We start from the raw sequence: 18,175 nt of genomic DNA on the forward strand, positions 1-18,175 counted from the left end.
TCAAGTAATCATAAATTAATTTTATGAATGGAGCGAAACTCATGAACCTCCACGCGTTAAAAATATTTCATATCGTCGCCCGGAGCCAAAGCGTCACCCGCGCCTCCGAGATGTTGCGCATCAGCCAGCCTGCGGTCACGATGCAGATCCGCAACTTGGAGAAGGAGCTCGGCCTCTTCCTGCTGGCCCCGAAGGGAAGGGGCATCTGGCTGACGGAAGCGGGAACGTTCCTAGCCGCCCATGCCGAGCGATTATTCGCTTTGGAGCAGGAGCTGGAAACGCTCGTCGACGATTACCGGACAGGACGGTCCGGCTCGCTGCGGATCGCCGCGACGTACCTTCCGGCCAACTTCTTGCTGCCCGGCTGGATCGCCGCCTACAAGCGGAAGTTTGCCGAGGTGCGGCTGACTCAATATACCGGAAACGCCCAGCAGTCGCTTGAACGTCTGGAACGGTATGAAGCCGATGTCGCCGTCATCGGCGGCGGTATCGCCGCTTCCCCCCGGTTGACACGCAGCGTGCTATTCGAGGACCCAATGTGGTTCGTCGTCCCTCCGGATCATTCGCATGCAGGCCAGGAAGTCGGGCTCGCCGATGTATTGAAAGAAACGTTCATCATGCGCGAAGAAGGCAGCTCAACTCGCGAAATGCTGCTTGCCCTATGCCGGATGTCAAGCCTCGCCACGCCAGACATCGGCGTCGAGCTGGGCGGAATGAACGAAGCCGTGCGGGCAGTCGCTGCTGGCTACGGCGTGCTCTTCGCCTCGGCCGCCGAGGTGCGGGAATTCGTCGAGCGAGGCGAGGTCGTGCGGGTGCGGGTGAAGCATCCTGAGGTGAAGAACCCGATTGCAGTCTATTGGCGAGAGGGTGAGCCGCTATCTGGACAAGCTGCGGCGTTTGTCGAGCTGATTACCGGCCGGGTTTAGGGGCGAATAAGAAGAAGCGGGCCATTTCCGCACAAAAAAGCCCGCTTTCGGACAATGTGATCCGAAAAAAGCGGGCTTTGTGAACTGCACCTATACCAGACGTTTGCGAATAGCGGAAGAAATAATATCGATAATGGTGACCATGACGATGATCCCGAGCAGAATAACGCCGACGCGGTTCCATGCGCGGGCTTCCAGCGCCAGAATGAGCGGCGCCCCGATCCCACCCGCCCCGATCAGACCAAGGATGGTAGCGGAACGGATGTTAATCTCGAAGCGATACAGTGCATACGAGAAGAAGTGCGGCAACACCTGCGGAATGACGGCGAACCACAGCACCTGCAGGCGGTTGGCGCCACAGGCGGTTAACGCCTCGGTCGGCCCGAGATCGAGATTTTCGATCGCCTCCGAATATAGCTTCCCGAGCATCCCGATCGAGTGCAAGCCTAGCGCCAGCACCCCGGCATAAGCGCCCGGGCCCACCGCTTTGATGAAGATGATCGCCATGATGATTTCCGGGAACGTCCGGATAAAGCTCAGCATAAATTTGCCGCTGCCGGATACCCAGCGGAAACGGCTCATGTTGTTCGCCGCCCAGAAGGCAAACGGCACGCACAGAAACGCCGAAATAAACGTACCGATAATGGAAATCGCGAGCGTATCGAGCAGTCCCCGGATCAGATCCTCGCCTTCGGGCATGTAGACATAGCCCCAATCGGGATGGAACAAGCCGCGGAGAATGGCGGCGAAATCCCGACCGGCATTTTCCGTCAAGCCTTCGAACTTAATGCCGAGAAAAGACCAGAGATAAATGGCCAATATAATGATCGCCACGAGCCAGAAGCGAATGCGGAACGGTTTTTTAGTCGTCGTCTGATTCATAACAGCCTCTCCCTTATCTTCGTGCTCACGAAATCAATCAGCAGCACGATCGCTAGCGTCAAAATAATGATAAGGGCCGAACGGTCATAACGGAACTGCTGCAGCGTCCGGTCGAGCGTTAGCCCGATCCCGCCCGCACCGACCAAGCCTAACACGGCGGCAGCCCGGACATTGACTTCAAACGTGTACAAAAAATACGCGATATATTGCGCCGCCACCTGCGGCACGACGCCAAAATGAATCCATTGCAGCTTGTTGGCCCCAACGGCCGTCATCGCTTCTAAAGGGCCCGAATCGACCGCTTCGATCGACTCGTAGGTCAGCTTGGCGATCAAGCCGAAGGAGAAGAAAGCGAGCGCCAGCACCCCGGGCATCGCCCCGATGCCGAAGATCGCAACGAACAATCCGGCAAAAAGCAGCTCCGGGATCGTCCGGATCAGGTTGAGAATAATGCGCGCCGGATGATAAATCCACGGGCTGCGGGTTACGTTGCCGGCTGCAAGCAAAGCGATCGGAATCGCGACCAGCCCGCCGAGCGTCGTGCCGATCACCGCCATTTGTATCGTTTCCATCATCGGCTTCCAGACGACATCGATATAGCTCCAGTCGGGAGGAACCATCTCAACGAGCAGCTTGCCCATCTCCGGGAAGCCATTGATCAAAGTGGCAATACTGGAGTCGGTTTTATCCGCGCTCCACCATAACAGAAAAATGAGAACCAGCGTCGTCATATACGACTTCGCATTGGACGGCTTTTTCAGGATATCGCGGCGTTCGGGCCCGGTCATTCCGCCTCCACCCCCAGAAGCTCGTCCTTCTTGATCGCGCGCCCGTAAATGCCCGAGAAGGCCTCGTCCGTCGCTTCCGATACGGGACCGTCGAACACGACCTCACCTGCACGCAGGCCGATAATGCGGGTCGCGTATTCCCGCGCCAAGTCGATAAAGTGAAGGTTAACGACGGTCGTGATGCCGAGCTCCTGATTGATCCGTTTCAGGTCGTCCATCACCTGACGCGTCGTCAACGGGTCCAGCGAGGCGACCGGCTCGTCCGCCAGAATGATTTTGGCTTCCTGGGCAAGCGCTCTGGCGATCGAGACGCGCTGCTGCTGTCCGCCGGACAGCTCGTCCGCACGGGCATACGCCTTCTCCCGAATATTTACGCGCTCAAGCGCTTGAAGCGCGAGCTCCACGTCTTGTTTCGGGAACAGCCCGAGCAGCGTCCGCAGCGTCGAATGGTAACCGACACGGCCGGAAAGAACGTTACGAAGAACGGAGGAACGTTTGACTAAGTTGAAATTTTGAAAAATCATGCCGATATCGCGGCGCAGATTTCGGAGCTGTGCTCCCTTTGCCGCCGTAATCGACCGCCCGTCGATGAGAATTTGGCCGTCGGTAATTTCATGCAGTCTGTTGATCGAGCGCAGCAGTGTCGATTTTCCCGCTCCCGAGAGACCGACGATAACAATAAATTCGCCTTTGTCCATGGTCAAATTAATATTTTTGAGACCTACGGTTCCGTTCGGATATACCTTGGACACATTTTGGAATTCAATCATAGTCTAATGATAGTCCCCTTTAACTAATTTAAACTGACAGATTTTAATTCGACATGAATCGCGTTTTTCCTCTTCTGATGCGCCCCAAATGACCATATTAATGAAAGCTTAACACTTCTTGCCGGCAGGACTTGACTCCCAGAACTGTAAAAGAATAATCGTCACTGCTTGATTAAAACAGTAACCCGCAAATAAACGCAATCACCTTCGCTCCCGGCAGGAGCAAAAGCTGGGCAAGCAAAGTACCAGCCAGCCGCGACAGCATCAGGATGCCGAACATTTTATGGAGCTCCGCCTGCTTTACCTTGCCGGACATCGCCTTATCGGACAGCAGCGCCACTCGCGGATCGATGAAGATGGTCAGCAGGATGGTGGCAATCCCGTTGATCAGCCCTGACGATTGCGCGGCGCTTGTCGCATTCTCGGGAACGAGATAAGACGCATACAGCGCGGATAATACGCCGACCGTGTAGATGCCCGTAACCAAGGTGTTCATCAGCAAAAGCCGCTTCGGAATCCCGCCGACCCGCAGCCGGCTGATCATCTCCAGACGGGGCAGACGAAATACGCGCTTGACCGATTTCAGCTTGTCGATCGTTACGGACTCCCGGATCAGGACCGGCAGCGACCCGACGACCTCAAGGCGGGCGATCAGCCGCGCGGCCACGAACACCATCGTCGGAAAAACGAGAAGCGCCACCAGCGTCCCGACGGAAGCCCCGATCAAGATCAAATGAAATTGAAACCCGAGCGCAATGTTCGGGTCATGCTTCGCTTTATCGATCAGATTGCCGAATAACGTGCCTTGAAGCATATTCGAAGTTCTGGAGATCAGAACGATGATGCCGGTGAGCGATAAGGCGACTGCCAGTTTTCCTGTTCGGATGCCGGCCAGCCTTACCGCATAAGATAGCGTTTCCACGCCGTGAATGATCGAGGTCAGCGCAAATACGAGCCATACCGATCCGACCATGCTTCCCCTCCTTCGTTTTGCAGACAAGCCAAAAACGCGACCGCACGCTTGATTCGCAAGAACAAAGACGGCTGTCGCGTTTGCAGTGGTTTGCCGGTTGAATGACGTCTCTTGATCGCCTGCTAGCTGCCTGCGACGTCCCTCTTCGTAAATAGCAGCCAGGAAACGGCATAGAATAGAATCCAATGAGCGGCCAGAACGGTCAGCGAGAAGCCCAGCGTCATCCCGGGGACTACCGGCTTGCCCCCGTGCAAATACGGAGTCAAATCCGTATTTGCGAACAACAAATATTTAACCCAGGCATATCTGAGCTGCACCAAAATGGTTACGATCGTTCCGGACACAAACATCAGGAAGATGGAGAGTCCGATCGCCAGCGAGCTGCTCCGGAACACGGTTGAAATCATAAAAGCCAGCGTCGCCGTCATCACGATCTCTATCGCTTTGATCCCATATCCTTGAAGGATGGCCGGCATCGTCCCGTCGGGCGCAACCGAACCGCTGACGCCGAATAGCACAAGCCCCGTAAAGTAAGAGATGATCAGCATAAGCAGCAGCAGCTCGACAATGAACAGCAGCACGGATACGTACTTGGCCCATAATATTTTGCCGCGGGAGGCCGGGCGGATCAGCAGCAGCTTCACGGTGCCCCACGTAAATTCGGAAGCTACGCTGTCCCCCGCCACAATGACGGAAAAAATCGTGACGAGCGGGGCGAGAATCGCCGAGTTGCTCATGAATTGAAGGACGTGGTTCATCTCTGATTCGAGGACATACTTCATCATCGCGCCCATCGAAATAACCGCCAAGACGACAAAAGCAAGCATGATCCACGTTCGCAGACGGGTATAAATTTTCATCTGCTCGTTCTGTATGAGGCGCAATACGCTAGACAATCCGGTTCCCTCCCGTCACTTCGAGGAACTGCTCCTCGAGCGTTTTGGTCAGCGTCCGGATGCCGTAAACCCGGATTCCCGCCGCAACGAAGCGGGCGTTAAGCTCGGCGATCGCTTCGCGCCGGTTCGGCAGCCATACGCTGAGCTCCGCACCTTCCGTTTTCGCACGATTCGCCTCGCCAAGCAGCTCAAGAGCCGCATCGGGGCGGTCGACTTCAAACCGGACCTCAACGTCCTCCGTCTCCGAAGGCGCCTCCTTGAACGACCGGACATCGAGCAGCCGTCCGTTCTGAATGATGGCTACCCGGTCGCACATCAATTCCATCTCCGACAGCAAGTGGCTCGAAACGATGACCGCCAGCCCTTCCTCCGCAGCCAACCGGCGCAAATAATCGCGCAGCTCGCGGATCCCCTCGGGGTCCAGACCATTGGTCGGCTCGTCGAGCACGAGCACCGACGGGCGGTGCAGGATCGCTTGGGCTACGCCGAGACGCTGCCGCATGCCGAGCGAATATGTTTTTACCTTATCCATAATGCGGTTCTCCAGCTTCACCAGCCGAACCACTTCGTCAATACGTTCCTTTGGGACATTCGGCATCATCCGGGCAAAATGAACCAGGTTCTGATACCCGGTCATAAATCCGTAAAACTCGGGGTTCTCCACAATCGCGCCGACATGAAGCATCGCTTGCTCGAACTTTGTTTTCACGCTGTGTCCCTGAATCAGCACTTCGCCGTCCGTGATGGCCATTAACCCGACCATCATCCGGATCGTTGTCGTCTTGCCCGCGCCGTTCGGTCCGAGAAAACCGAACACTTCGCCGGGCTTCACCGCGAAGGACAGCCCGTCCACAATCGTTTTGGAGCCGATTCGCTTGGTTACCTGCTGCAATTGTACTACCGGAGTCGTATCCATAATGCCTCCATATGTAAAAAATAGGGCATACCTTCCTAACACGGAAAGTATACCATACCTGAAATCTCGGACCAAATTTCGGAACCGACCGACGCTCTACACCCCGGATTCCTGCTCGTAATACTGCGCCAGGCTGACGATCATGCTGCCCATCCGCTCCTGCTCCGGTGCAACGACCCGTGCGATGCCCTCTTCGCGAAGCGCTTCAGCCGTTACTTTGCCTACTGCCACGGCGACGACACCGCTCGAAAAAGCTTCCTTCACCCGATCCGCCACCCCCTGCTCCCGCGCATAAGCCATCAAAAACCGGACCTGCGGGGTGCTGGTGAACGTCACGGCATCGATGGCGCCGCTCACGATTTCATTCAGCAGCGTATCCACCACCTCCAGAGCGGGCGGAACGTGCCGATACGGCAAAATTTCACGGTATGACGCCTGCCGCTCGGCCAGCCATTGGACAAGCCTTGGCGCGGTATCGCCGTACAACTGCAGCGCCACCCGCTGCCCTTGAAGCTCATAAGGCTCCATCGCCGCGATCAGGCTGGCCGTCGTTCCGTCCTCGTCCCGCACGGCAGGAGTTAATCCTAACGTTTTTAAATAATTGATCGTTTTGTAGCCTCTGGCCGCGATTCGAGCTTGGCTCAACGTTTCCACGAACGCTTCCTTTTGGCCCATGCTTTCGGCCGCTTGCACCAATAGCTCCGTGCCGATCCCTGTCGTAAGAATCACCCAATCGATCCCTGTCTCGATCAGTCGGGCGATTTCCGTCTCCACTTGCTCCCGCTCGACGGCAACGGTTCCTTGGGCCGGCCGCAAGATCGGTACTCCGCCCAGCTTTTCCACGATGACGCTGAGCTCCGCCGCTTTCCTCGGTCCAGTAAGCGCAATTCGTTTTCCTGCAAGTCTGCTCATCCCGCTGCCCCCTTGTGCTGACCTTCTGCCGGTCGCTTATTCCTGCAATGCGTCACCATATCTGACATATAGTTCGTACTATACTGGAAGATTGCTGTTCAAGCAATAGATTTGGAGAAACGAATTTTTACCTTCCCGTTTAAATTCGGGGATCACGGGCAAATCTAGTACTATCACTCTAGTTCTTTCAAAGGAGGAGTAGTAAGAAATGTTTAGTCCTAGTATTTTTCGGCTCGCGCTTTGCCTCATTCTTATCGTCACCTTGGGAGCGGCGGCCGAGCGGTCCGCCTATGCTTACCATACATCTTCGGATCTGGCCGAAACGACCATGACGTCCCAGGAATGGGACGCGATCCTGCAAAGAGACACAGAGACTGAAGCACAGACGGAAAGCCATGTCATGAAGACAATGCCTTCCCCTGTCTCCTATAAAGTGCGTTCGGGCGATACACTTTATCGGATCTCCAGATCGTTCGGAATCCCCGTGGATACACTGTTAGCCGTCAATGGAATCAACGATCCGGGATCGCTCCAGGCAGGACAACAGCTGCAGATTCCGTCGGAACAAGCCGGCATTGAACTGCCCGGGGGACAAGGTGGGATCATCCGGCAGGTGCTGACTTCCACGCTAACGGCTTATACCGCGGGAATCGAATCGACCGGCAAGAAACCGTCCCATCCGGACTACGGCATCACCTACAGCGGCAGCAAAGCCGAGGAAGGACGAACGATTGCCGTCGATCCTTCGGTTATCCCGATGGGCTCGACAGTTTTCATCGACGGTATCGGCGTCCGCAAAGCCGAAGATATTGGATCGGCGATCCGCGGCACGCGAATCGACTTGTTCATGGACGACGTAAAGCAGGCCCGCGACTTCGGCTTGAAGAAAGACGTGAAGGTTTATGTGCTGGAAGGCACGGCGTAAATAAAGGCAAAAAAAGCAGGCTGCTTGATTAATTTTAATCAAGCAGCCTGCTTTTTTGTTTATTTCCAAGTTAGATTTACCTTTTGACCGGGTGTGGTGTATTTTACATAATTTCCGTTGGGATCTGTTTGTCTAAGCAGACTACCATCTTTATCGTATGCCCTAACCCAAAGCTTATACACGGTACCTAATTTCGCATCTCCATAAGTCATCCCATTGCCGGAAGTTTCTACAGTTACTATTGAATTGTCGCTTGTATTTAAGATTACTATGACGTACTCATATGCGCCGGCTACAGTTTGAAACTCCATGCCAAGTCCGTAAGGAGCAAATTCATCGATAGACTCGGAAGCTACAACGGTTGAACGAATCGCATTCGGCGCCAACTGTTCTGCATTTGCAGCGGAGGCGATGGATGTAAGGGATAACGCCGAAAGTACAGCCAAAGATACGATTTTTTTCATGACCATGGCTCCTTATATATTATTGGTTTCCAAGAACAATTCTCATGTTATCATTTTTATGATGATTTATATTTATTTTTCAATATCTGGTTAAAAATAAGAGTTATCCTGCAAAAAAATTGTCGAATTCCAGCATGCCACCGTCATCGCTTCATCAACCGCCGTACTTTTCCCGCAGCCGGCGAATGCGGCTCATAACATCTTTTCCAATCGTAGCCTCGAACTCCTGATAAATCGGCTCCCATCGCTGCATCCATTCGCGGCGCTCCTCCGGCGTTTGAACATGAATTTCCAGTCCTCCCTGATGGCGCAGCTCTTCAAGCTGGCGGCGGTTCATCTCGATCGCATTCTCATTGGCCCAATGCGCCGTTTCTTCCAGCGCTTCTAGTAAGGGCTTCTTGACATCCCCCGGCAGCTTGTCCCAGAACGATTTGTTCATCAGCACCGTATACCCGAGATATCCGTGGTTGCTGATGGTCATATATTTTTGCACTTGATAAAACTTTTTCGTGCGGATGTTGGAAATCGTATTCTCTTCGCCGTCCACGACGCCCGACTCCAGGCCGCGGTAAACTTCGTTGAACGGAATCGGCGTCGTTTTTGCATCAAACAGTCGAAACTGCGCTTCGATCACTTTGCTCGGCAAAATACGAAAGTGCTGTTCTTTGAAATCCGAAGGATGGATCAGCGGCCCGTGGTTGGAAGTCATTTGCTTGAAGCCGTTGCCCCAATAGGACAAGCCGACCAAATTTTTGCTTGCCAGCTTATCGAACAGCAGCTTCCCAAGCTCTCCGTCAAACGCTTCCTGTACCGCTTCATCGCTCAAAAACGCATATGGCAGGTCGAACGTCAGCCACGCCGGAACGTGCTCGGACAGATTTGCAAATGAAGGCGCAATCATCTGCACGTTGCCGCGCATAAGCGCATCCATTTCGTCGGTCTCGTTATAGAGTACCGCGTTTGGAAACACTTCGACCTTCACGCGTCGGTTTGTTTTTTCGGACACCAGTCTGGCAAACCTTTGAGCCGCCAAACCTTTAGGCGTATTTTCGGCCACGACATGACTGAATTTAATGACCAATGCCTGGTCAAAGCCTTCTTGCTCGTCATCCACCACGTCGGATGTCGAGGAAAAGCCCGGATAAAATCCGATCGCCACGGCAGCGGCAAGCCCGATTAATACAACAAACAGCGTTCCGAGCAAAGGCCTCACGGCCGCCCACCTCCGGAGTGTCATGATCATGATGTACAATAACACATGTCGCCGCCTAACTCAACGAAGACCGTAACGTGCAAGCCGAACATGAATTTTGAAGAAACGGATAAACTAAAGAAAAAGCGCGGACGATTTCCCGCAAACGAAGGAGGTTTCAGACGAGATGCCGGCAAGATTCGTACGGGGTCTGCTTTGGTGCCTTCTGCTGATGCCGATCGTATTGACGGGCTGCGGCGGCGGAAAAAAACAAGAGCAGCAACAAAAGCAAAAAAGTCAAAAACAGCAACAAGGGAAACAGGGCGATGCAGTGCTTCAGCAGCAGATGAAGATGTATCAGGATATAAAAAAAAGCGAGCGCGAGCAGCAGGAAAAGATCCGCAAGGAAGAGAAAAAGCAGCTTAAAAAGCTGCAAAAGGACCAGCAAAAAATGCTGAAGCGGGAACTCGAATTTCAGGAAAAAGTTCGTATGGGAAGCAACCCGTGGGCCGGCGGCAAAAAGGAAAAGCAGCAGTCCAAGCAGCAAGGCAAAGCCGGAACGAAAAAAGAATCGACTGAGAAGAAAAACAAATCCCCGGAGCAGCAGCAAGGCAAAGGGAAGGATGAGAAAAAGAAGATGCCGGGAGGGTAATTCCTCCCTATTCAATACATATCCGCTTATCGACAGCCCGTCCCCGCTCCATCCCGGTTGCGAAGGAAGGGCTGTTCTGTTTCCATCCCGCCGCATCCTGTTGTATGATAATATATCGTAGAAAGGGGGCGGGAACGGATGATGCTGCAGCGCTTGAAAATCAACTGGAAAATCGCGATTTTGTCGTTCGGCATCGTCCTGTTCTCACTCTGTATCGGAGGGACGATTCTTCTTGGCAGCATCGTGCGGCTGAAAGAGGAAGAGCTGGGGCGGCGGCTGCTTGTGACCGCCCGTACCGTGGCGCAGATGCCGGAGGTCGTCTCCGGCATTGCGGACCCCGGAATGCGCGACGGCATCCAGCTTGCCGCCGAGCGCATTCGCATCATCAACGACGTGACCTACGTCGTGGTGATGGATATGCACCGGCTGCGGCTGTCGCATCCGGTGGAAAGCAAAATCGGCACCGTTTCGTCCGGTGCCGATGAAGGCCCCGCCTTTGCCGAGCACACTTACGTGTCCAAGGCGGAGGGTGAGCTCGGCACAGCGCTGCGCGCCTTCGTGCCGATTATGAACGCCGAGCATGCGCAGATCGGCGTCGCGCTCGTCGGCCGTATCCAGCCGACCGTAGGGCAGGTGCTCCTGGACCTGTCGAGCCAAGCCTACGTCGTGCTGTTCATTTCCCTGCTCTTCGGGCTGTGGGGGTCGTGGAAGCTCGCCCAGCATATCAAGCGGCAGATGTTCGAGCTGGAGCCTCACGAAATCGCAGCGCTGCTGCTCGAACGTACGGCGACATTCAATGCGATGCATGAAGGCGTCATTGCCATCGATAAGTTCGAACGCATCACGATTTTCAACGAGAAGGCGAAACAGATGCTCAAAGTATCGGGCGACGTCATCGGCAAGTCGATCTGGGAGGTGCTCCCCGATACGCGGCTGCCCGAGATATTGGAACTTAATCATCCGATCTTCAATCAAGAGCTGGTCATTCAAGGCACGCCGATCATGAGTAACCGGGTGCCGATCACCGTAGGCGGACAAACCGTCGGCGCCGTCGCCATTTTTCAAGACCGGACGGATGTGACGCGGATGGCCGAAGAGCTGACCGGCGTTCGGACCTTCGTCGATGCGCTGCGCGTGCAAAACCACGAATATATGAACAAGCTGCATACGATCGGCGGCTTGATTCAGCTCGGTAGCAACGAGAAAGCGCTTGATTACTTGTTCGAAATGACCGAGCAGAAAGAAGAGCTGACCCGATTCCTCGACAGCCGCATTCACAACGAAAGCTTGACCGGTCTGCTGCTCGGCAAAATTAGCCGCGGCAGGGAGCTTGGCATCGAGGTGACCATTGATCGGCAAAGCCGGCTGGAACGGTTTCCCGAACGGCTCGATCATCACGATTTCGTAATTCTGCTCGGCAACCTCCTGGAAAATGCTTTTGATGCATTGCATCATCAGACCAAGGATAACAAGCGCATCTTCGTCAGCCTCGAACAAGATGACGAGGTGCTGTCGGTCCTCGTCGAAGACAATGGCTCCGGTATGGAGGAGACCGTCAAAACCCGCATATTCGAGCACGGTTTTACAACTAAAGGCGGTGGCGGACGCGGAATCGGCCTTCATCTGATCGACGGTATCGTGCGGAAAGGCGGCGGCTCGATTCAGATCGAATCGGCTCCGGGAGAAGGAACGACGTTCATCATTACGTTCCCGATGCAGTAATTTTTTGCAGGCCGATGCTCTTCATTTACAGTGAAAGTGAGGGAGATGACAAGCAATATGGCAGATGGTATGAATGAATTCAAGCAGGACGCTTTCCGCGTTCTATTGATCGAGGACGATCCGATGGTGCAGGAGGTCAACAGTCAATTCGTCGAGCGAGTGGAAGGCTTTATTGTTGTCGGCATCGCCTCCAGCGGGGATGAAGGCTTGCGCATGGTGAAGGAGCAGCAGCCCGATCTGGTCATCCTCGATATTTTCATGCCGGTGCGGGACGGCATCGAGACGCTCTTGGAGCTGCGCCGAAATCAAGCCCCCGTCGATGTTATGGTGATCAGCGCGGCCAACGATATGCGGACCATCGAGCGGATGCTTCAGAACGGGGCCGTAGATTACATTATGAAACCGTTTAAATTTGAACGGGTGAAACAGGCGCTTGAGCATTACCGGCAGATGAAGTCAGCGCTGGATAGCGGCCGTCCGGCTACCCAATCCGAGCTGGACCGCTTGCTTTTTGGAAGAACCCATGACGCGTCTTCACAAGACGGGAAAATGGAAGATCCGGCGGAATTGCCCAAAGGGCTGCAGGCCGTAACTCTCAAGCAGATTGTGCAATTTCTACGACTACAAACGGAGGCGCTTTCAGCGGAAGAGGTCGCCGAAGGCGTCGGCATCGCCAGGGTGACGGCCAGACGCTATCTCGATTATTTGGAAAAGAGCGGTCAAGTCCGTCTCGATCTCCAATACGGGGTCGGCCGCCCCGTCAATAAATACAGATTATCCTCACCGCCCGGCGGATCGCGTTAACAAACAACGCGGTCCGTTTTTTTGTGCGCTCTGAAGACCAAAAAGACCAAAACAACCAATATGTCCTAATGATTCACAAGCCATTATGAAAGCGATAACATAAAAACACGAAAAGAGAACGCAATATTAGAAACGAGGGATTTCCATGAAAATCAACTTCAAAAACCTTACGGTTCAGGTCTTGATTGCCATTGTCCTTGGGATCTTGATCGGACAATTTTTCCCGGCGTTCGGGGTGCAGCTCAAAGTACTCGGCGACATGTTCGTCAAGCTGATCAAAATGGTCATCGCCCCCATCGTCTTTTTCACAATTGTAATCGGTTTCGCGAATATGGGAGATATGAAAAAAATCGGCCGGATCGGCGGTAAAGCCCTGCTGTATTTCGAAATCATCACGACCTTCGCCATGGCGATCGGGATTGCCGTCATGTATCTCGTCCGCCCCGGTTCCGGCATGGATGTCAGCAAAGTCGGCGCCAATGCGGCCGACGTGGCGAAATATGCAAAGCAAGCGGCGGAAACTCCGCACGGCTTTATGGATTTTCTGCTCAGCGTCATTCCGGATAGCGTCGTAGGCGCGCTCGCCAAAGGCGACATGCTGCCGGTGCTCCTGTTCTCCGTCATGTTCGGTCTCGCGATGGCTTCCCTAGGCGAGAAATCGAAACCTGTCACGCAATTTTTCGAGAAAATGAACGATATCTTCTTTAAATTGGTCGCCATGATCATGCGCTTCTCCCCTATTGCCGCCGGCGGCGCCATGGCTTATACGATCGGGAAATTCGGGATTGCCTCCCTGTTCTCCCTTGGCAAAATGATGGGCTCCGTCTATATCACCATGATTCTGTTCGTCATCGTTATTCTCGGCGCAGTAGCCCGGTTCTACGGCTTCAGCATCTTCAATCTGCTGAAGTTCATCAAAGAAGAAATTTTGCTGGTGCTCGGCACGTCTTCCTCCGAATCGGCGCTGCCGCGCTTGATGGAACGTCTAGAGAAATACGGCTGCTCCAAGTCGGTCGTCGGTCTGGTCGTCCCAACCGGCTACTCGTTCAACCTGGACGGCACGTCGATTTACTTATCGATGGCAGCGCTCTTTATCGCCCAAGCCTATGGCATTGAGCTGACATTGCTCCAAATTGTAACGCTGCTGGGTGTGCTGATGCTGACCTCCAAAGGTGCGGCAGGCGTTACCGGTTCCGGCTTCGTCACCTTGGCGGCCACGCTTGCGGCCATCCCTGGCAACGTGATCCCGATCGAAGGTATGGCGCTTCTGCTTGGCGTTGACCGCTTCATGTCCGAAGCCCGCGCCATTACGAACCTGATCGGCAACAGCGTTGCCACCGTCGTCATTGCGAAGAGCGAGAAGCAATTCGACAATCAGACGATCACGGACTCCCCTTCTTCGGAAGAAGCTGTATATGTAAGCAGCGAATCTAAAGCCCTCACTACGAATTAACGTACAAAAAACAGCCGCCCCTTGCCGGGGACGGCTATTTTATTATTTCCTATTTCGACCGTTCCTCAATCGTCTCGTCGAACACACATTCTTCCAACTTCAGCATCTTCGTTTTATGCTTCCACTTATACGTCAGCCATATCACCAAAAAGAGCGGAATACCGATATAAGAAGCAAACAGGTAAGGCCAATCGACCGTACCGTCCTTAATCCCGCCCATACACTGACCGACGATAACGATAGCGCACAGTACCCCGGCCAGAATCGGCCCGAACGGAAACCATTTGGCTTTGTAGGGCAGATCGTTGATGTCGAGGCCTTGAGCGACATAAGCTTTGCGGAAACGGTAGTGGCTTATCGCGATGCCGAGCCAGGCGATAAAGCCCGACATGCCGGATGCATTCAGCAGCCAAGTGTAGACGACACCGTCACCGAACGAGGAGGACAAGAAAGCGAACATGCCCAAGGCGCTCGTCACCAACAATGCGTAAACCGGAACGCCTCTCTTGCTCAGCTTGGCGAGAAAGCGCGGCGCTTTCCCTTCTTTAGCCAGTACCCACAGCATCCGCGTCGACGCGTACATGCCGGAGTTCCCTGCTGACAGTACCGATGTAAGAATGACGGCGTTCATCACCGATGCGGCGATGCTGAGGCCGGCTTTTTCAAATACCATCGTGAACGGGCTCATCGCCACGTTATCGCTGGCCAAATTTTCGTTCGTATACGGAATAAGCAGACCGATGACAGCAATAGCAATCAAATAAAACAGCAGAATGCGCCAGAAAACCGAACGGATCGCCTTAGGCACGTTGCGGCGCGGATCTTCACTTTCCCCGGCGGCTACCCCAACCAGTTCCGTTCCTTGAAAGGAGAACCCTGCGGCCATAAATACGCCGAGCGCAGCCAAGAACCCTCCGTGGAAAGGCGCGTCGCCGATCGTAAGATTGCGCAAGCCGACCGCTTCGCTGGACCAGATGCCGATGATCATCAGAATGCCGATTCCGATAAACACAATGATCGTGACGACCTTAATTAACGCAAACCAGTACTCCGACTCCCCATAGCTTTTTACCGAAAGCAGATTGAGCCCCACCATCAAGGCAAGAAATAACGCGCTCCAGAGGAAAGAAGGACTATCCGGAAGCCAAAATTTAATGATCAGTGTCGCTGCCGACAGCTCGGCGGCTATCGTTATCGCCCAGTTGTACCAATAGTTCCAACCGAGCGCGAACCCGAACGACGGGTCCACGAAGCGGGTTGCATACGTGCTGAACGTCCCCGATACCGGCATATAAGTAGCCATTTCGCCTAAGCTCGTTACCAGAAAATAAACCATGATGCCGATAATCAAATACGCAAGGAACGCTCCGCCCGGACCGGCCGAATGAATGGCTCCGCCGCTGGCCAGAAACAGGCCTGTACCGATGGAACCGCCGAGCGAAATCATAGTCATATGCCGGGCCGCCAGCCCTCTTTTCAACTGATTCGGGGATGAAGATTTGTCCACTTGGGTAGAGTTCATAGATCGCTACTCCTTCTGAAAATGTTAAGGTCACCCTCATCAAAGATTTTTTATGGCGCTTTCAATGCTCTAAACTAGTTCATAGGGCATAAAAAAAGCCGCAACCTGTATGCGACTACTTGGTCCTCTTAGGTTTATTCATAAAATCTAAACAATATGCCTACCCATTCTATCATATTTCGTTTCCTTTTATCTAGTCCTATCTTTTGACAGCTTCTCTCACACGAAAAATCAGTGTCTGACGGCGTCTTATGTGGAAAAAGTAGGAGTGGCGAAGACTTAATAGGAGGATGCACACATCAGAGGGTTATGCTAAATCTGCTTCTCCGCCCTTCTTTCGACTCTAGAGGCGTTGCTAGGGGCAAGAATATGAGAGGCTTACCAATCTTTTTTTCTTCGTCTGAAGGCAAAAAAGGAACCGTCAGAATGGATGACGATCCCCTACTTTGTTAGCCTAGACTATCTGCTAAATGATATTGTTACCGTACTTAATGTTTCGTTAATCAGTTTAACGATAGAGTCCGTATGATCGTGAATGAAAAAATGTCCGCCATCATACTCGACAATCTTGAAGGAACCGTTGGTATGGTCGCCCCAAGCGGTCAGATGCTCAGGAACCATGTCGTCTTCTTTTCCATTCAATACGGTAAGGTCGCAATCGAACTTCACATTTTTTTCATAGTAAGCATAGCTTTCAACCAGCTTATAGTCCGCTCTTAAAAGCGGCATAAAAATCTCCGCCAGTTCCCGGTTTTCGAACAGTTCCCGCGGAGTTCCTCCCAATTGGTGCACTTCCGTCATAAATTCGGCTTCTGGGAGAAGGTGCATCACCTTCCTGTCATGCGGACACTGCGGCGCCCGGCGCCCGGATGCAAAGATATGTACCGGCTCCACGCCTTTTAGCTGCTTAATTTTGCAGCAGAGCTCATATGTCAGCAAGCTTCCCATACTGTGCCCGAACAAGGCGAACGGGGTATGCAGTCTCCCGCCAATCTCACGGTATATATCTTCAATAGCTTGTTCGACGTTATCATAAGGAGACTCATTAAATCTCCGGCCTCTGCCGGCCAGTTCCACAGGATACAACTCAATATCCGCACTCAATATTCTTTTCCATTTGGAATAGATCGTAGCCGATCCTCCGGCATAAGGCAGGCAAAATAACTGGATTTTACTCATTGAAAGAAGCACCCCAATCCGTGTAGTAGAACGTATTTTGCGTTCTTTTGGCTAAAGCTTCTAGCCGTATCATAAGACGGACCATCCGGCCTCTTCTTATCCCTCAGTTGTAATGTTTTAGCGGCCGGGCCCATCTGTCGATGACCATTCATCGATTTGCTGAAAACGCCAAAATGACTATGATCCTCACTCCAAACCTCCCTTGCTTGCATTTTGTGCGTGATGCATAGAAATTCCTAAGAAAGATGGATATAATCCACAACCACATTGACCTATATTTTACCAAATAAAATAGGTATTGTATATTTAGATTTTGTAATACATTAACGAAAAAAAGCAAAAGATTCTATTAGCCCTGTCCCGTAGAATCGTTTGCCGAACATTGCAACAAAAAAGAGCTGTCTTGAAGTCAGTATTTCTACTTTCTTCAAAACAGCTCTTATTTTTTTGCCCGCTTTATTAAGCGGAAAGTACGTGCCCTGAGAGATTCGAACTCCCGACCTTTTGATTCGTAGTCAAACGCTCTATCCGGCTGAGCTAAGGGCACATAATTTTTAAATAAATGGAGCGGAAGACGGGATTCGAACCCGCGACCCTCGCCTTGGCAAGGCGATGCTCTACCCCTGAGCCACTTCCGCGTAAAGATGCGGTCGAGAGGACTCGAACCTCCACGGCTGTTACACCACTAGAACCTGAATCTAGCGCGTCTGCCAATTCCGCCACGACCGCATATTTGATTTTGGTGCGGTTGAGAGGACTCGAACCTCCACGAGCATACGCCCACTACCCCCTCAAGATAGCGTGTCTGCCATTCCACCACAACCGCATATAACGTGAGCCATGTAGGACTCGAACCTACGACACCCTGATTAAAAGTCAGGTGCTCTACCAACTGAGCTAATGGCTCATAATCTAAAACTGGTGGAGGCTGATGGATTCGAACCACCGAACTCGTCAGAGAACAGATTTACAGTCTGCTGCGTTTGGCCACTTCGCTAAGCCTCCGTGTTACTTATAAAGCATGGTGGCTCGGGACGGAATCGAACCGCCGACACGAGGATTTTCAGTCCTCTGCTCTACCGACTGAGCTACCGAGCCGGGCACCGGCCTATTTCATGAAAAAACCCACCCATGTGGGCATTCCGCTTGGCGACGTCCTACTCTCCCAGGACCCTGCGGTCCAAGTACCATCGGCGCTG

General features: G+C 53.1%; 17 protein-coding genes and 7 tRNA genes. 6 read left to right on the top strand and 18 right to left on the bottom strand.

Going from position 1 to position 18,175, the window contains the following annotated elements; all coding sequences use genetic code 11:
• Positions 1-41: 41 nt before the first annotated feature.
• The gene (locus QMG93_RS20770; protein WP_281939760.1) at positions 42-926 is read left to right on the top strand and encodes a LysR family transcriptional regulator; all 885 of its coding nucleotides are present in this window, start codon (positions 42-44) and stop codon (positions 924-926) included.
• A gap of 90 nt (positions 927-1,016) precedes the next feature.
• Here the strand turns inward: QMG93_RS20770 and phnE (QMG93_RS20775) are convergent, their stop codons facing one another.
• From phnE (QMG93_RS20775) to QMG93_RS20805, 7 genes are all read right to left on the bottom strand, one after another.
• The gene (phnE, locus tag QMG93_RS20775) at positions 1,017-1,808 is read right to left on the bottom strand and encodes a phosphonate ABC transporter, permease protein PhnE (protein WP_010499599.1); all 792 of its coding nucleotides are present in this window, start codon (positions 1,806-1,808) and stop codon (positions 1,017-1,019) included.
• A complete protein-coding gene (gene phnE, locus QMG93_RS20780) occupies positions 1,805-2,596 on the bottom strand; it encodes a phosphonate ABC transporter, permease protein PhnE (protein ID WP_281939763.1) in 792 nt (263 codons plus the stop codon). Before phnE (QMG93_RS20780) ends, phnE (QMG93_RS20775) begins: the two co-directional genes overlap by 4 nt.
• Entirely contained in the window at positions 2,593-3,366 is a 774-nt protein-coding gene (gene phnC / locus QMG93_RS20785) for a phosphonate ABC transporter ATP-binding protein (RefSeq protein ID WP_216795259.1), read from the bottom strand. Before phnC ends, phnE (QMG93_RS20780) begins: the two co-directional genes overlap by 4 nt.
• Positions 3,367-3,538: 172 nt before the next feature.
• Complete coding sequence (locus QMG93_RS20790) at positions 3,539-4,339, bottom strand: lipid II flippase Amj family protein (protein WP_281939765.1); 801 nt, start codon at positions 4,337-4,339, stop codon at positions 3,539-3,541.
• A gap of 122 nt (positions 4,340-4,461) precedes the next feature.
• A complete protein-coding gene (locus tag QMG93_RS20795) occupies positions 4,462-5,235 on the bottom strand; it encodes an ABC transporter permease (RefSeq protein WP_281939767.1) in 774 nt (257 codons plus the stop codon).
• On the bottom strand, positions 5,228-6,151 hold the full coding sequence (locus QMG93_RS20800; protein ID WP_281939769.1) for an ABC transporter ATP-binding protein: 924 nt from the start codon (positions 6,149-6,151) through the stop codon (positions 5,228-5,230). Before QMG93_RS20800 ends, QMG93_RS20795 begins: the two co-directional genes overlap by 8 nt.
• Before the next feature lie 96 nt (positions 6,152-6,247).
• Positions 6,248-7,063, bottom strand: a complete 816-nt coding sequence (locus tag QMG93_RS20805) for a uroporphyrinogen-III synthase (protein WP_281939771.1) — start codon at positions 7,061-7,063, stop codon at positions 6,248-6,250.
• Positions 7,064-7,271: 208 nt separating this feature from the next.
• Here QMG93_RS20805 and QMG93_RS20810 point away from each other — a divergent pair, with 208 nt between their 5' ends.
• Positions 7,272-7,988 carry a 3D domain-containing protein gene (locus QMG93_RS20810; protein WP_281939773.1) on the top strand — a complete coding sequence of 239 codons (717 nt, stop codon included), beginning with the start codon at positions 7,272-7,274 and terminating at the stop codon, positions 7,986-7,988.
• A gap of 59 nt (positions 7,989-8,047) precedes the next feature.
• Here QMG93_RS20810 and QMG93_RS20815 read toward each other — a convergent pair whose 3' ends face one another.
• Positions 8,048-8,452 carry a hypothetical protein gene (locus tag QMG93_RS20815; RefSeq protein WP_281939774.1) on the bottom strand — a complete coding sequence of 135 codons (405 nt, stop codon included), beginning with the start codon at positions 8,450-8,452 and terminating at the stop codon, positions 8,048-8,050.
• Between the two features lie 154 nt (positions 8,453-8,606).
• The gene (locus tag QMG93_RS20820; protein ID WP_281939775.1) at positions 8,607-9,665 is read right to left on the bottom strand and encodes a TRAP transporter substrate-binding protein; all 1,059 of its coding nucleotides are present in this window, start codon (positions 9,663-9,665) and stop codon (positions 8,607-8,609) included.
• A 166-nt stretch (positions 9,666-9,831) separates the two neighbouring features.
• Between QMG93_RS20820 and QMG93_RS20825 the strand changes: the two genes are divergently transcribed.
• The 4 genes from QMG93_RS20825 to QMG93_RS20840 all read left to right on the top strand — a co-directional run bounded on the left by QMG93_RS20825 (position 9,832) and on the right by QMG93_RS20840 (position 14,275).
• Complete coding sequence (locus QMG93_RS20825) at positions 9,832-10,296, top strand: hypothetical protein (RefSeq protein ID WP_281939777.1); 465 nt, start codon at positions 9,832-9,834, stop codon at positions 10,294-10,296.
• Positions 10,297-10,437: 141 nt separating this feature from the next.
• On the top strand, positions 10,438-12,018 hold the full coding sequence (locus QMG93_RS20830; RefSeq protein WP_281939799.1) for a sensor histidine kinase: 1,581 nt from the start codon (positions 10,438-10,440) through the stop codon (positions 12,016-12,018).
• A 57-nt stretch (positions 12,019-12,075) separates the two neighbouring features.
• Positions 12,076-12,822 (top strand): response regulator, encoded by a 747-nt coding sequence (locus QMG93_RS20835; protein WP_281939779.1) that lies wholly within the window; start codon positions 12,076-12,078, stop codon positions 12,820-12,822.
• A gap of 145 nt (positions 12,823-12,967) precedes the next feature.
• Positions 12,968-14,275: a dicarboxylate/amino acid:cation symporter gene (locus tag QMG93_RS20840; protein ID WP_281939780.1), complete on the top strand. Its 1,308-nt coding sequence runs from the start codon at positions 12,968-12,970 to the stop codon at positions 14,273-14,275.
• Between the two features lie 49 nt (positions 14,276-14,324).
• Here QMG93_RS20840 and QMG93_RS20845 read toward each other — a convergent pair whose 3' ends face one another.
• From QMG93_RS20845 to QMG93_RS20885, 9 genes are all read right to left on the bottom strand, one after another.
• Entirely contained in the window at positions 14,325-15,797 is a 1,473-nt protein-coding gene (locus tag QMG93_RS20845; RefSeq protein WP_281939781.1) for an amino acid permease, read from the bottom strand.
• A gap of 459 nt (positions 15,798-16,256) precedes the next feature.
• Positions 16,257-16,976: a thioesterase II family protein gene (locus QMG93_RS20850; RefSeq protein WP_281939782.1), complete on the bottom strand. Its 720-nt coding sequence runs from the start codon at positions 16,974-16,976 to the stop codon at positions 16,257-16,259.
• A gap of 473 nt (positions 16,977-17,449) precedes the next feature.
• A tRNA-Arg gene (locus QMG93_RS20855) sits at positions 17,450-17,523 on the bottom strand.
• A gap of 16 nt (positions 17,524-17,539) precedes the next feature.
• Positions 17,540-17,614: transfer RNA gene (locus tag QMG93_RS20860), tRNA-Gly, on the bottom strand.
• A 7-nt stretch (positions 17,615-17,621) separates the two neighbouring features.
• Positions 17,622-17,705, bottom strand: a tRNA-Leu gene (locus QMG93_RS20865).
• Positions 17,706-17,716: 11 nt separating this feature from the next.
• A tRNA-Leu gene (locus QMG93_RS20870) sits at positions 17,717-17,802 on the bottom strand.
• 8 nt (positions 17,803-17,810) lie between these two features.
• Positions 17,811-17,883: transfer RNA gene (locus QMG93_RS20875), tRNA-Lys, on the bottom strand.
• 12 nt (positions 17,884-17,895) lie between these two features.
• Positions 17,896-17,981: transfer RNA gene (locus tag QMG93_RS20880), tRNA-Tyr, on the bottom strand.
• Between the two features lie 17 nt (positions 17,982-17,998).
• Positions 17,999-18,074, bottom strand: a tRNA-Phe gene (locus tag QMG93_RS20885).
• Positions 18,075-18,175 lie beyond the last annotated feature (101 nt).

It is taken from the genome of Paenibacillus tyrphae (assembly GCF_027925525.1).
GTDB lineage: Bacteria > Bacillota > Bacilli > Paenibacillales > NBRC-103111 > Paenibacillus_G > Paenibacillus_G tyrfis_B.